Raw genomic sequence first — 14,512 nt, forward strand, 5'->3', positions numbered from 1 at the left:
TTTCCACGACAAGGCTTCCGCGTGACGCGGCACGGGTTGCCGGGTGGCGGGTTCGCGCGACGCAGGCATTTGCTTGGACGACGGCGACCCGCGGCGTATCCTGAGCGGCGCTGATGGCCGACCGCGTGACTGCGCTGCCCGGTGCGGCCGGCGGCCCGATCCGGCGTGCGGCGTGGGCACGGCAGGCACCCCTCCACCCGTGATGCTTCCCCGCATGAAAGACACCGTGTCGAACACTTCCTCCCTCGCCACCGCCAGCGAAGCGGGCGGCGCGCCGCCGGTGATCGCGGCGGCGACCACCACGCCGCTGTCGACCACGCGCTACGGCGTGCTGGGCGCGGTGAGTTTCGTGCACGTGCTCAACGACATGATGCAGTCGGTGATCCTGGCGATCTACCCGCTGCTCAAGGGCGAGTTCGCGCTGAGCTTTTTCCAGATCGGCGCGATCACGCTGACCTTCCAGCTGACCGCCTCGCTGCTGCAGCCGGTGGTGGGCATGGTCACCGACCGGCATCCGCTGCCGTACACCCTGCCGGTCGGCATGTGCTTCACCCTGGCCGGCCTGTTGCTGATGTCGGTGGCGCCGAGCTACCCGGTGCTGTTGCTGGCGGTGGCGCTGATCGGCTGCGGCTCTTCGGCGTTCCATCCGGAATCCTCGCGGGTGGCGCGGATGGCCTCGGGCGGGCGCTATGGCCTGGCGCAGTCGGTGTTCCAGATCGGCGGCAACCTGGGCCAGGCGCTGGGGCCGCTGATGGCGGCGGGCGTGGTGCTCACGCTGGGCCGCGCGCACGTGGGCTGGTTCGGGCTGGCGGCGCTGCTGGGCATCGTGGTGCTGCTGCAGGTCAGCCGCTGGTACAGCCGACACATCGAGGAGCGCGTGCGCAAGCACCTGGCCTCGGACCAGCCGCCGTTCCCCGCGCCGGTGGTGCGCCGCACGCTGGGCGTGCTGATGGTGCTGATGTTCTCCAAGTTCTTCTACCTGGCCAGCATCAGCAGCTACTACGAGTTCTACCTGATCCACCACTTCGGCCTGTCGATGACCACCGCCACGCACCTGCTGGCGGTGTTCCTGATGGCCGTGGCCGCCGGCACCCTGTTCGGCGGCCCGCTCGGCGACCGCATCGGGCGCAAGCAGGTGATCTGGGTGTCGATACTCGGCATCGCGCCGTTCACCCTGCTGCTGCCGCACGTGGGGCTGGCATGGACGGTGGGCCTGAGCGTGGTGATCGGCGTGGTGCTGGCATCGGCCTTCCCGGCGATCATCGTCTACGCGCAGGACATGATGCCCCACCGCGTCGGCATGGTGTCAGGCATGTTCTACGGGCTTTCGTTCGGCCTCGGCGGCATCGGCGCGGCCGTGCTCGGCGTGGTGGCGGACCACTACGGCATCGTGTTCGTGTACCAGGTCTGCGCGTTCCTGCCGCTGCTGGGATTGCTGGCGGTGTTCCTGCCCGACGTGCGACCGCCTGCGCGCGCGTGACCGCGCCGGGTGTGCGAACCTTTCATTCTCCATGCCAGGCGAACACCCATGAGCCACGATGAAACCCTCCAGCCATCGCGACGCCGCTTCCTGAAACACTCCGCGCTGGGCGCCGCTGCGCTGCCGCTGCTGGGCGCCGGTACCGCCAGTGCGGGCGACACGGGCAGTGCACTGCCGCCCTCGATACTGGCGCTGGAACCGGTGGCGCCGCGCGCCGTGCCGATCACCGATGCCGAGCGCGAAGGACGCCTGCGCAAGGCACAGCGGCTGATGGCCGAGCACGGGATGGACGCGGTGTTCATGGGCGGCGGCAGTTCGCTCGAATACTTCACCGGCATGCACTGGTGGGTCAGCGAACGCACCACCGGCATGCTGCTGCCAAAATCGGGGGACCCGGTCTACATCACGCCGGCGTTCGAGCGCGAACGCACGCTGGAGCAGATCGCCTTCGGCAGGAAGGACGTGCGCACCTGGCAGGAGTTCGAGAGCCCGTACGCGCTGATCGCCGGCGTGCTCGCCGAATGGCGCATGGCCACCGGCACGCTGGGCATCGAGGAGCAACTGCGCTCGGCCACGCAGTTCGGCATCGCCGCCGCGGCGCCGCACGTGAAGCTGGTCAGCGCCACGCCGGTCACCGCCGGTTGCCGTGCGATCAAGAGCCCGGCCGAGCTGGCGCTGATGCAACTGGCCAACGACGCCACCCTGGCGGTGTACCACGCGGTGTGGAAGGCGTTGCAGCCGGGCATGACCCAGCAGCAGATTTCCGCCCTGGTGGATGCGGCCTACGCACGCCAGGGCCTGCGCGGCGACGCCAGCGTCAACGTCGGCGCGTTCACCGCCTCGCCGCACGGCTCGCCGCTGCCGCAGCACATCAGCGAGGGCACCGTGATCATGCTCGACGACGGCTGCAAGGTCGGCGGCTACCAGAGCGACCTCACCCGTACCTTCGTGCTGGGCAAGGCCAGCGACAAGATGAAGCGCGTGTTCGACATCGTGCACCGCGCGCAGCAGGCGGCGCTGAAGGCCGCGCACCCCGGCGCCACCATGGAATCGGTGGACGCCGCCGCGCGCAAGGTCATCGTCGACGCCGGCTACGGCCCCGGCTACAAGTACTTCAGCCACCGCCTCGGCCATGGCATCGGCATGGACATGCACGAGTGGTACTACCTCGTGCAGGGCAACAAGCGCGCGCTCGAAACGGGCATGACCTTCAGCGACGAGCCGGGCATCTACCTCCCCGGCGAGTTCGGCGTGCGGCTGGAGGACGACATGCACATCACCGACGACGGCGCACGCTGGTTCACCCCGCAGAGCCCGTCGATCGAACTGCCGTTCGGCTGATCGGCTGGCGTTTTCTTTGTACGGCCTGCGCGGCAGGCTATCCTGTCCGGCGGACAGCCTCGGGAGAACACCATGCAACTGGACCACCTGCGCGTCGCCGTCACCGGCGGTTTCGGCACCCTGGGCCTCGCCACGGTGCAGGCGGCGCTGGCCGCCGGCGCCCGCGTCGCCGCCATCGATCGTGCCCCCGCACCGAGCGCAGGCATCGGCGCGGCCAGCTGCATCGGCGGCGTCGACCTGGCCGATCCCGCCGCCGCGGCGAACGCGCTGGACACTGCCGCCGAGGCCATGGGCGGGCTCGACGCGCTGGTCAACATCGCCGGCATGTTTCGCTACGAGAGCGTGGCCGACGGCAACGCGGACACCTGGGACCTGCTCTACCGGGTCAACCTGCGCACCGCCGTCGCGGCGAGCCAGGCCGCGCTGAAACACCTGCATGCCGGCGGACGCATCATCAACATCGGCGCCGCGTCCGCGCTCAAGGCCGGCGCCGGCGTGGCGGCCTATACCGCCTCCAAGTCCGGCGTGATGCGTTTCACCGAATCGCTCGCCGAGGAGCTCAAGGAGCGCGACATCACCGTCAACGCGCTGCTGCCCAGCATCCTCGACACGCCGCCCAACCGCGCCGACATGCCGAAGGCCGACTTCACGCGCTGGGTCAAACCGGAGCAACTGGCCGACGTGATCGTGTTCCTGCTGTCGAAACAGTCCGCCGCCATCACCGGCGCCCTGATCCCGGTGACCGGGCGCGTGTGACCGTCGCCCCTCAACCCTCCAGCCGCCCACCACGACGCCCATGCCCACTCCCTCCGTGGTCGACCAGGCCAGCGCGCGCGCCGAGAACTTCCGCACCGGCTTCGCGGGCCAGCCGATGCGCGAGTACAAGGGCCTGCCGATCTACGCCGCCCCCGGATTGCATGAGGCGGCCACCGAACTGCTGGTCGGCGCGGCGAGCGCGGGCGCGCGCGTGCTGGAGTTCGGGGCCGGCAGCGGCGCGATGTCGTTGCGGCTGACCGACCTGGGTTTTCACGTCACCGCCAGCGACCTGTTTCCCGAAAGCTTCAAGCCGACCGACGTGCCCTTCGTCGCGGCCGACCTCAACGGCGCATTCGCCGCGCAATGGCCGCAGGGCTTCGACGCGGTGATGGCGCTGGAAATCGTCGAGCACCTGGAAAACCCCCGCGAGGTGCTGCGGCAGATCCGCGCCCTGCTGCCGGTCGGCGGGCAACTGGTGCTGTCCACGCCGAACATCGCCAACCCGGTCTCGCAGGCGCTGTTCCTGCGCACGGGCCAGTTCCAGTGGTTTCGCGACATCGACTACCGCGAACAGGGCCACATCACCCCGCTCAGCCCGTGGGTGCTGGAAAAGGCGCTGCAGGAAGCCGGCTTCACCATCCGCGCCGAACGCGCCGTCTCCAGCCCGTTCCGCCGCATCCGCCGGCTGGGCTGGACCGTGCGCCTGCTCGCACCATGGTTCGCCTTGTTCAACGGCCTGCCGCGCGCACGCCGCGGCGAGGTGTGGCTGGTGCGCGCGGAGGCGAGCTGACGTCGCCAGGCTCGGTGCAGCGCTTCGCCGGGGCCGACCGCTTCAATCCCGAGCGGGCGTGTCAAACCGATAAGCCGTGCTTCGCGCCGAAGCCCGCTGCCCGAAGACGCGGGCGAAATCGCCGAGTCGCACATACGGCGCGAGTGGCACGGTAGTGCGGAAGGCCAGGTGTTCGAGCAGGCAGAACAGCGACACTTCCAGCATGCCCAGATCGTGCGGCGGCAGGGTGGCGATGATCGAGGGCGCCCGCTCGTCAAGCCACGCCAGTGCGTTGCGCAGGCCCGTGGCCGCCTTGACGAAGTAGATGCTGTCCGGCGAAAGCCCCGCGATCTGCGTGCCGAACCCGAGCTGCACCTGGGCCTGCATCGCGTGCCAGACCAGCTCCTGCGCGTTGCGCGCCGGCGCGTCACGCAGATTCTCGGGCCAGAGAATCACGGCGGAGCGCGGGGCGAGCTCCGCCAGCGTGCGGCAGATGTTCTCGGTCCCGAAAACCACTGTCCCGCCATGACTGAGCACCGGCAACTTGAGGGCGGGGTTGCCCGTGTAGCTGCGCTCGTCCAGCGAGGCCAGGTCGTACACCGGCGCAAACTCGCAGGCCACGTCCAGCTCGAGCGCGAACATGCGCGCCAGACGGGTGTAGTGGGAGCTGCTGCGCCCGGTGATGCGCGGCAGCGGGCTCGCAGCGGCCTCGTCGGATCGAACGGACATCGCGGCGCCTCGCACAGGAGAGTCCCGTCATTATCGCCGCCGTCTGCGTCCCCCGATCAAGCGTCCTTCCCTCCCCCACCCGCCGGCAGCAGCACGCCCACGCCGAGCAGCGCGGCGATCGCGCCCAGCACGAAGATCACCGCCTCGCCGGAGGTGGCCAGGTGCGCCGACGGCAGCGCGCGGCTGACCCAGTCGATGCCAACTGCGTAGGCCAGCGTCATCAGGATCGCCGACGCCACGCCGATCGCCAACGCGTACCAGGCTCGGCGGCGCCCCTTGCCGCGGATGAACGCACCGAGGAGACCGCCGGCAACAGCCGCGGCCAGGAACAGCCACGGCGCGGTGAACACCACGGTGGCCGGTTGGGAAACCACGCCGGCGTCGGCGACACTCACGCTGGTGGAGCTGGCCGAATCAGAGCGCAGCCGCGCGGTGGCCACGCCCTGCGCGTCGAGCTTCACGTAGGTGGGGTCGAGCGAGCCGTGCTCGTTGCGCAGCGTCACCGGATAGCCGTCGGGCGTGACCAGGCCGCGGGCGCGCAGCGTGATCGCGGTCTGGCCGATGCCCCAGCCGGCGATCTGCGGATTGGCGGCGATCACCTCGATGGTGGGTTTCACCACCGGCAGGTCGATCGCGTTGCCGCGATCCTGCGGGTCGGCGCTGACCGACACGTGGTAGCGATCGCCGGGGAAATCCGGCACGGTCACGCGCACCGCATGCCAGCGCCCGACGTCGGCGATGCTGAGCGGCGCGGGCGTCACGTCGGAGGCACCGGCCGCGGTGATCGCCACGGTTACCGGCGTGTTCAGCGGGCGCCGATCGGCGGGATCGTCGAGATTGGACAGCGCCACCGAGAAGCCGCCGCGCCAGGCGGAATGCGCAGCGTCCAGCACCAGCCCGGTGTTGTCGGCGATGAGCGCAGCCAGCCGCACCGGGCTGGCCTCCGCCCCGGTGGTGGCGCTCACCACATAACCCAGCCGCACGGCGGATGTCTGCGCCCCGGCCGGCAGCGCCGCGCGCAGCGGCGCCGACAGCGCCACCCGGGTCGCGCCGGTACCGGTGCGGGTGACGAAGACCGAACCCGGCCGTGCCTGTTCGGCAACCGTATCGGGATTGACCACTTCGACATGGCTGCCGGACACCGCCTTCACCTCGCCGCTGCTCAGGGCCAGCGGGTCGAGATGGAACTTCTGCGCCGCCCGTGCGGCAGCCGGGCTGAGTACGGCGGCCGGCCTGGTGGTGGTTGCCGACGCCGGCAGCGGCGGCTGCCCCGCCACTACGTGCAGCATCGCATCACTCAACGCCACGTGTTGCTCCGCACTCGGGGCAGACACATGCGTGACGCTGCTCGCCGCCTTCGCCACCGGCACCAATGCCTCGTGCTTGTGCAACTGCTGCAGCGATTGCGCTGGCGGCTGCGCCAGTGCATCGACACTGCCGAGGCAGGCAAGGCCCGCGATCAACCCCATGGTGATGCATCTGCGCATGTCGTCCCCCGAAGGTTCGCCTAGGCCGTCAACCGCACCGGCGTCGTCAGCGGCCGCCGCGCCGGTCGATGCGCGCTGGCCGTGGTGATCGCGGCATACCAGTTGGTGAACGGCAGGTGCTCCGGCGCGTCGCGCATGTCGGCCCAGACCTGCTCGGCGAGATGGCGGAAGCGCGGATAGCGTTCGCGCTTCCAGCGCGCAGCCTGCATGCGGAACGGGCCGCGATCGAGTCGCGCGATCGCATGGGTGGTGGCGAAGCCGTGCTGGATCGGCACCACCCAGCCATCCTCCTGCACCACCAGCGGCGAGACCAGCGCGGCCAGCCGCGCATCGGCGGCCACGTCCGCGGCCACCGCCGGGCCGGCAAAGGCACGGCAGGGTTCGCGCGCGATCAGCTGGCGATCGGCCACGTCGTACTGCAAGGTCAGCTGCTCCCGGTACTGCCGCTGCAGCCGCGCCACTACGAGAAACCCGTACGCCAGCTCCAGGTCGTCCGGCGGACGCAGCTCGTACTCGCGGGCGCGGCCGACCTGTTCCAGCGGATGGATCTGCAGCAACCGCGCGCCCTCGGTCGCGGCAAGGCCGGCGACCCAATCCAGCTCCGGCAGGTTGTCCATGGTCAGCGTGAAGATGAAACCGAACGGCACGCCGGCCGCGCGCAGCAGGTCGAGTTTGGCGCGCATCTGCTCGAACGCATGCGCGCGGTTGCGCATGCGGTTGTGGCTCTCCGGCACGCCATCGAGGCTGATCGCCAGCAGCCCGAGATGCGGCGCCAGTTGCGCCAGCCGCCGCGCATCGAGCAGCAAACCGTTGCTGGTGACCGAGGTGGCGAAACCCAGCGACCGCGCGCAGGCCAGCAGGCGCGGCAGCGGCTTCCAGGTCAGCGGTTCGCCGCCGGACATGCCGATCGCGTTGTAACCCTCCCCCGCTGCGTCGGCGAGGAATCGCTCGAGCAGCTCCACGTCCAGCTCGCCGCGCTGCTCCGGACCGGAGGTCGAGTAGCAATGCCGGCAACGCAGGTTGCAGCGCAGCGTGGGGTGGATCTGGATGACGTTGACGACGTCGCCGGTCGGGCCCATGACGTTCTCGCGGCAAGGCAACGGCGGCCGGGCGATGGCTCCCGGCCACTTGGATGCATCAGTCGGCCTCTAGCGACCGGCGTTGCGGATATTCACTTCGAGCCGGAACCACTCCGGCACCGGGATGCCGTAGGGGAAGCACGATGCGCTGACCTGCAGCGTCGGACCGTTCAGCCGCATCAGCTGGCTCACCACCGGGCCGAGTTGCTTGGCGTTGACCTCCAGTTGTGCCTGGATCAGGTCGATCGCCGGCTGTCCGTATTTCCACCACCACTTCACTTCGTAATCGCTGCGTGCCATGCCGAGCGCCTTGGCAATGCCGGCGTGATCGTGCGGTTTGAGGGCGAACAGTTTGGCCGAGCCCCTGTTGACGTTGCTTGTGATCTTGCGAGTCGTGGCCATGAAGAAGCCTCCTGCGCTGGATTGCCGGTTGCCCGGGCGAAGGCGGCTGTGACAACCGGAACCCGGCGGCCTGCCCGCCGCCGGAGTCCGATCGCCCGCCCCCGACGCCATGTCCAGCAAGCGACATGCCAGCACGCAACGGCACCGCGACCGCGCCGCAGCGCGGCCGCCGCACGTCCACGCGCCGCGAACCGGGGCGCGAATGACCCGCTACCGCGTTCCCCCGGGTCAGGTGATACCCACCAGGCGTCATTCCTATTTGCACACTGCCGTGCGGAATGAACCCACGCCGCGCACCTCGCTTTTTTTCCTGCGGCGCTCCCGACATCCCTCGTGACTTTTCGCACGTGCCCGTGTCGGTGCATGCCCGCACCATGGCGTGACGGCGGCGCGCGGTCGCGCCGATGCAATGGCCGGCGAGGTCGGGCCCGGCGCCAATACTTCCCCACACCTGCCGCCACGGAGCGACGCATGACGAATCGATGGACGAGCTGTGGCCTGCTGGCGGCGCTGCTGTGGTCGGGCACGGCGCTGGCGCAGGTCGACCTGCCCGGGCTGGACCAGGGCATGACCGGTCCGTCGTCGCAGGTGCTGGTGCTGGGCAGCGTGCATCTGTCGCAGATGCCCGACGGGTTCAAGGCCGATACCTTGCAGCCGGTGCTGGCGAAGCTGGCCGCGTTCAGGCCCGACATCATCACCGTCGAGGCGATCCCCGGCGAAAGCTGCGCGATGATGAAACGCAACCCGGCGCTCTACGCGGCGCAAGACGTCGCGACTTATTGCAGCGACACCACGGCGGCGAAGAAAGCCACCGGCCTGGACGTTCCCGCTGCGGTGGCCGCGGTGAAGGAGTCGCTCGCACACTGGCCGGCACGGCCGCACGCGGCGCAGCGCCGGCACCTGGCCGCGCTGTTTCTCGCCAGCGGCGACGATGCCTCGGCGCTGACCCAGTGGCTGCAGTTGCCACAGGCCGAACGACACGCCGGTGATGGCCTGGACGATGCGCTGGCCACCCGCCTGCGCGAACTGCAGACGCGAAACGGCGAGGACCTGCAGATCGCCGCGCGCCTCGCCGCACGGCTGGGCCTGCAACGCGTGTATCCGGTCGACGACCACTCCGGCGACAACGTGGACGTGCCCGACGTGCCCGCTTACGCCAACGCGATCCGCAATGCCTGGGCCGCCAGCGCGGGCGAAGTGGCGGCCGATCGCAGACAACAGGAAACACTCACCGGTCGCGGCGACATGCTCGCGCTGTACCGCTTCATCAACCGGCCCGAGGTCCTGCGCAGGCAGATCGACGCCGACATGGGCGCGGCGATGCGCGATGAGTCGCCCGGCCACCTGGCGCGCATCTACGTCGCCGGCTGGGAGACGCGCAACCTGCGCATGGTGGCCAACGTGCGCGCGGCATTTCGCGAACGTCCCGGTGCCCGCGTGCTGTGCATCGTCGGCGCCACCCACAAGCCGTGGTTCGACAGCCTGCTGGGCCAGATGCAGGGCGTGGCCATCGTCGACGCGGAAAAAGTGCTGCAGTAACCGCCCCGGGAATCCCGCATGTTTCAGGCAAATCGACCGCGCCTGGCTGGCGCCCTCCTCATCCTCGTGGCCATGCTTGGCACGGGCTGCTCGGGCGTGGCCACGCGCGAGATCGAATCGGCGCGTGCCGAGGTGCATCGCGAGCCGCTGGGCATGAACGCCAAGGGCCATCCCGACGCCAGCATCGACGCCTCCGGCGCGGTGAAGATCGGCAACGATCCGCTGGCGCTCTCCGCTGCGCAGAAGGCCGAGGCGCTGCGCTACCGCGAGGCGGTGATCGCGCTGGTGGATCTCTCGCTGGACAAGGCCGCGCACATGACCCGGCACGTCATGGCCAGGACCGTGTTCGCGATGATGACCGGCCGCCTGGACAAGATGGAGAACAAACTGGAGCAGCAAGGCCTCGCTCTGTCCCACTCGCCCGAATTCTGCGCTGCGTTGGCTGACGTGGTGCAGCGCCAGGACCGGATGGTGCAAGCGGTGGTGAACCTGCGGCCCTACGCGCACATCAGCCAGCAGGAAGTAGACAACTGCGTGGCCGGCCGACCGTACCACGCAGGCATCTAGGACCTAGGACGCCGCACGATCCGCCGTCAGGGCTTCGTCGCGGCCACCCGCGACGGATCGTCGGCCGGATGCACGTAGTGGATCTGGAACGGCCCGTAGAAACTCAGGTCGATGACCACGCCCTCGTCCGCGGTATAGGCGTAGTGGTGGTGCATCGCCGGCAGCGACGCGTAGCTCATCGCCGGCAGCGCCTTGGCCGCGGCCTTGTCCACCTGGTCGCCCATGCCGATGTGGAAGGTTCCCTGCAGCACGGTGAAACCCTCCGCGGTCGGGTGCCAGTGCGGCGCGAGTACGGTGTGCGGCGGGATCTTCAGGCGCAAGGTGGTGAACCCTTCCGCGAACGGATTGCCGCTCAGCACCGCCAGTTGCACACCCTTGGGCAGCACCGGCGGCGCCGGCATCCATTTCAGGTCGCCGGGCGCGAGCTGCACGGCAGCAACAGCAGGCGGCGCGGCCGCGGCGGGGGTCGGGGCCAGTTCCAGTGAAAGCGCCAGCAAGGCGATCGCGCATGTCGTGTTCATGGGTGCATCCTCCGTTCGACAGAAGCTGTCCTCACGGAAGAACACCGTCGCGCCGCAAATTGCGACAGCGTTTCGTGGCGTGGCACCGTCGCCGCACTCTCGGCATGCAGGTACGCATTGAAACAAAGCTGCGGGGAGACGTCGAGCAGATGGCCCTTGCCGGCGATGCGGCGGCGGATGACTGCGGCCAGGCGGCGCACCGCCGGGTTCGGCACCGGCTGGCTGGCCTCGGCGCCAGGCCGGAACAGCCGCCGACTCACGCGCACGGCATGCGCGCCATGTTCAAGAGATTCCCGGCGACGCCGCTACAAGGCAGAGATGCCCCGCGGCGAACCGGGCCGGCCTGCGCCGGACCGCGCCGATTGGGGTATGGTTGAACTTCGCAACGGGGACCGCGACCGCAAGAGGCATCTGCATGAAGCGATGGCGCACGGCATGCATCGGAGGAGCGTTCTGTGGCCTGGCAGCGGCATTTGCGGCAGTGGCCGCGTCGCCGCCGCCGAGCGCCTCGACGTCCGCCGCCATGTCGCCCACCCCCGCGCGCATCCGCGTGGTCACCGACAACAACTATCCGCCCTTCCTGTTCCTCGACGGCAATGGCAAGCCGCAGGGCTACGAAGTCGACATGTGGCGGCTGTTCCAGCAGCGCACCGGCATCCAGGTGGAGCTGGAGCCGATGGCCTGGAGCGAAGCGCAGAAGGAGTTGCTGGCCGGCAAGGCCGACGTGATCGACATGATCTACCTCACGCCGGAGCGCGTGCCCCTGTACGAGTTCTCCGCACCGTACGCGAAGCAGGCCGTGGGCATCTACGTGGCGCGCAGCATCCGCGGCATCGCCGACAGCACCGGCCTGCGCGGCTTTCCCGTGGCGGTGGAGCGCGGCGACGCCTGCGCCGAACACATGCGAAGTCAAGGCATCACCGACCTGCACGAATACACCAATTACAAGGAGATCATCCAGGCTGCGGTCGGCGGCAACATCGGCGTGTTCTGCATGGACACCAACCCGGCCAACTACTACCTCTACCGCTACGCCGCGCTGGACAAGTTCTACCTCGCCTACATCCTCTATACCGGCCAGCCCCGCCGCGCCGTGCGCGCGGGCAACAGCGCGATGCTGCAGACGGTGGAGCGCGGCATGGCGATGATCACGCCGGCCGAACGCGCCGCCCTGCGTGAGCGCTGGCTGGATCGTCCCGCCATGTCGCAACCTTTCGCGCGGACGGCGCGCATCGCGCTGATCGTGGGACTGGCGCTGGCCGTGTTGCTGGCCTTGTGGGTATGGTCGCTGCGCCGCACGGTGGCCGTGCGCACCCGCGAGCTGCGCGCGCAGAAGCGCAACCTGCGCGCCCTGTTCGACGCCAGCCCGGACGCGATGTGGGTCAGCGACGGCAAGGGCGTGCTCACCGATTGCAACGACCGCGCCTGCGGCCTGTTCGGGCGCACGAGCGAATCGCTGCTCGGCCGCACGACGTTCGACGCCTTCGACGAGCGCAACACGCGCTTCGCCGCCGCATCGCGCTCGATGAGCCAGGGCGTGCTGTCGAACGGACAGCCGAGCAATGCGGTCGTGCCGTACGAGGCACCGGACGGCGACAGCCGGCAACTGGAACTGAGCAAGGTGCCGCTGCACGATCCCACCGGCGCGATCCACGGCGTGCTCACCGTGGCGCGCGACGTCACCCGGCGCCTGCACAGCGAGGCGCAACTGCGATTGTGGGCGCACGCGTTCCAGAACGCCGCCTTCGGCGTGGCCATCTGCGACTCGCGCACGCGCTTGCTGACCGCGGTCAACCCGGTGTTCGCCAGCGAGCGCGGCTACGCGCCCGAGGAAATGGTCGGCACGCCTGTCGACGCACTGTTCCCGCCCGACGTCCTTGCCCGCCAGCACGAACAATGGGCGCAGGCCGACCGCCTCGCGCACCTGGTCTGGGAAACCGAACAGATCACCCGCGACGGGCGTCGCTTTCCCGCGAAACTGGACTGCTCGGTGATCCACGACGAGGACGGCGCGGCGCTCTACGCGATCCTCTACGCGCAGGACATCACCGAGCGCAAACGCGCCGACAGCGAACTGCGCCTGGCCGCGGTGGCCTTCCAGACCCAGGAGGCGCTGATGGTGACCGACGCCCACGGCACCATCCAGCGCGTCAACCAGGCGTTCACCCGGCTCACCGGCTATCGCCTGGACGAGGTGCGGGGGCAGCCCTCGTCGCAGGTCTGGGCGCGCCGCGACGACAACGCGCCGGCGCACGAGCACCACGAGCAGCTCGGCCCCGACGGCTTCTGGCAGGAGGAGCGCTGGATCCAGGTCAAGCACGGCCAGCCGCGGGTGGTGCGCGCGGCCACTTCGGCAGTCGCCGACGCGCAAGGCCAGGTCACCCACCGCGTCTGCACCATGGTCGACCTGACCAGCGAGCGCGAGGCCCACGCCAGCGTCGACCACATGACCTTCTTCGACCCGCTCACCGATCTGCCGAACCGGCATTTCCTGCGCAACCACCTCAAGCACCTGCTGGGTCAGGCCGAAGGTTTTCGCGCGCTGCTGCTGCTGGTCGACCTGGACCACTTCAAGCGCGTCAACGATCTGCGCGGCCACGCCGCCGGCGATCACCTGCTGACCCTGATCGCGCAGCGCCTGCGCCGGCTGCTGGAAGACGGCTGCGTACTGGCGCGATTGGGCGGCGGCACGTTCGCGCTCGCCCTGCCGTGCGAGCGGAGCAACCGCAGCGAACGCGCGCAGCGCGCCCGCGAGTGCGCCGAGTGCGTGCGCGAGGCGCTGCACGAGCCGTTCCGGCTGGCCAGCGACGCGCCGGTGACGATCACCGCCAGCATCGGCTGGTCCGAGTTGGCGGCCGGCCACGACACGCCCGAATCGGCGCTGCGCGAGGCGGAGCTGGCGATGTACAGCGCCAAGGCGGCCGGCCGCGACCAGGTATGCCGCTTCGAGCCGGAGATGCTGGCCGAACTGGCGCAGCGCGACGGCCTCGTGCACGACCTGCGCGACGCGATCGCCCAAGGCGCGATGGCACTGAACCTCCAGGCGCAGGTCGACCGCTACGGCCGCGTGCTCGGCGCCGAAGCGCTGCTGCGCTGGACGCGCCGCGGCGTGGCGATATCGCCCACCGTGTTCATCCCGGTGGCAGAGGAGAGCGGGCTGATCCTGCCGCTGGGCGACTGGGTGCTGCAGCGCGCCTGCGAGTTGCTGGTGGCCTGGTCGAGCCGGCCGGCCACGCAGTCGCTGACCCTGGCGATCAACGTCAGCGCGCGGCAGTTCGCCCAGCCGCACTTCGTGGACGGCGTGTGCCAGGCGCTGGCGGCCACCGGTGCCGATCCGTCGCGGCTGAAACTGGAAATCACCGAAACCACGATCATGGACGACCTCGCCGAGGCGGCGGTCAAGCTCACCGCGCTGCGTGCGCAAGGCATCCGCATCTCGCTGGACGACTTCGGCACCGGCTATTCCTCGCTGACCTATCTCTCGCGCCTGCCGCTGGACCAGCTGAAGATCGACCAGTCCTTCGTTGCCTGCCTGCCGGAGGACGCCAACGGCGCGATGGTGGCGCAGACCATCATCGGCATGGGCCGCGGCCTGGGCCTGGAAGTGATCGCCGAAGGCGTGGAAACCATCGCGCAACGGCAGTTCCTGCTGACCCAGGGCTGCGACGTGTTCCAGGGTTATCTGATCGGCCACCCGCTGCCGCCGGCGGAGTTCGAGGCCACGCTGGAAGCGCACCCCGCGCCGGTCTGAATCGCCGCACCGCCCGTGCTTATGCATCGCCCGCCCGCTTGAGTAACGGCGCGACGGCCCAGATGTTCCGGAGCTCCCCCTCCAGCATGTG

12 protein-coding genes are annotated in these 14,512 nt (G+C 69.7%); 7 read left to right on the forward strand and 5 right to left on the reverse strand.

Annotated features, from left to right (window positions below; genetic code table 11):
- Positions 1-214: 214 nt before the first annotated feature.
- The 4 genes from ACVCMC_RS07715 (at position 215) to ACVCMC_RS07730 (ending at position 4,367) form a co-directional block, all read left to right on the forward strand.
- Positions 215-1,480 carry an MFS transporter gene (locus tag ACVCMC_RS07715; RefSeq protein ID WP_447099271.1) on the forward strand — a complete coding sequence of 422 codons (1,266 nt, stop codon included), beginning with the start codon at positions 215-217 and terminating at the stop codon, positions 1,478-1,480.
- Positions 1,481-1,528: 48 nt separating this feature from the next.
- A complete protein-coding gene (locus ACVCMC_RS07720; RefSeq protein WP_447099272.1) occupies positions 1,529-2,821 on the forward strand; it encodes a M24 family metallopeptidase in 1,293 nt (430 codons plus the stop codon).
- Positions 2,822-2,893: 72 nt separating this feature from the next.
- A complete protein-coding gene (locus ACVCMC_RS07725; RefSeq protein ID WP_447099273.1) occupies positions 2,894-3,577 on the forward strand; it encodes an SDR family NAD(P)-dependent oxidoreductase in 684 nt (227 codons plus the stop codon).
- A 40-nt stretch (positions 3,578-3,617) separates the two neighbouring features.
- Entirely contained in the window at positions 3,618-4,367 is a 750-nt protein-coding gene (locus ACVCMC_RS07730) for a class I SAM-dependent methyltransferase (protein ID WP_447099274.1), read from the forward strand.
- A 42-nt stretch (positions 4,368-4,409) separates the two neighbouring features.
- Here the strand turns inward: ACVCMC_RS07730 and ACVCMC_RS07735 are convergent, their stop codons facing one another.
- From ACVCMC_RS07735 to ACVCMC_RS07750, 4 genes are all read right to left on the reverse strand, one after another.
- Positions 4,410-5,075, reverse strand: a complete 666-nt coding sequence (locus ACVCMC_RS07735; protein ID WP_447099275.1) for a glutathione S-transferase N-terminal domain-containing protein — start codon at positions 5,073-5,075, stop codon at positions 4,410-4,412.
- Between the two features lie 56 nt (positions 5,076-5,131).
- The gene (locus ACVCMC_RS07740) at positions 5,132-6,562 is read right to left on the reverse strand and encodes a hypothetical protein (RefSeq protein WP_447099276.1); all 1,431 of its coding nucleotides are present in this window, start codon (positions 6,560-6,562) and stop codon (positions 5,132-5,134) included.
- A 20-nt stretch (positions 6,563-6,582) separates the two neighbouring features.
- On the reverse strand, positions 6,583-7,641 hold the full coding sequence (locus tag ACVCMC_RS07745; protein WP_447099277.1) for a radical SAM protein: 1,059 nt from the start codon (positions 7,639-7,641) through the stop codon (positions 6,583-6,585).
- 69 nt (positions 7,642-7,710) lie between these two features.
- Positions 7,711-8,043 carry a hypothetical protein gene (locus ACVCMC_RS07750; RefSeq protein ID WP_447099278.1) on the reverse strand — a complete coding sequence of 111 codons (333 nt, stop codon included), beginning with the start codon at positions 8,041-8,043 and terminating at the stop codon, positions 7,711-7,713.
- Positions 8,044-8,514: 471 nt separating this feature from the next.
- Here ACVCMC_RS07750 and ACVCMC_RS07755 point away from each other — a divergent pair, with 471 nt between their 5' ends.
- Positions 8,515-9,582, forward strand: coding sequence for a DUF5694 domain-containing protein (locus tag ACVCMC_RS07755; protein WP_447099279.1), 1,068 nt, complete (start codon positions 8,515-8,517; stop codon positions 9,580-9,582).
- A gap of 18 nt (positions 9,583-9,600) precedes the next feature.
- On the forward strand, positions 9,601-10,149 hold the full coding sequence (locus ACVCMC_RS07760) for a hypothetical protein (protein ID WP_395117426.1): 549 nt from the start codon (positions 9,601-9,603) through the stop codon (positions 10,147-10,149).
- A gap of 26 nt (positions 10,150-10,175) precedes the next feature.
- Here ACVCMC_RS07760 and ACVCMC_RS07765 read toward each other — a convergent pair whose 3' ends face one another.
- Complete coding sequence (locus ACVCMC_RS07765) at positions 10,176-10,670, reverse strand: cupin domain-containing protein (protein WP_447099280.1); 495 nt, start codon at positions 10,668-10,670, stop codon at positions 10,176-10,178.
- A gap of 523 nt (positions 10,671-11,193) precedes the next feature.
- Here ACVCMC_RS07765 and ACVCMC_RS07770 point away from each other — a divergent pair.
- The gene (locus ACVCMC_RS07770; RefSeq protein WP_447099281.1) at positions 11,194-14,421 is read left to right on the forward strand and encodes an EAL domain-containing protein; all 3,228 of its coding nucleotides are present in this window, start codon (positions 11,194-11,196) and stop codon (positions 14,419-14,421) included.
- The last annotated feature ends 91 nt before the right edge of the window (positions 14,422-14,512 follow it).

The sequence above is a fragment of the Rhodanobacter sp. UC4452_H20 genome (genome assembly GCF_052978205.1).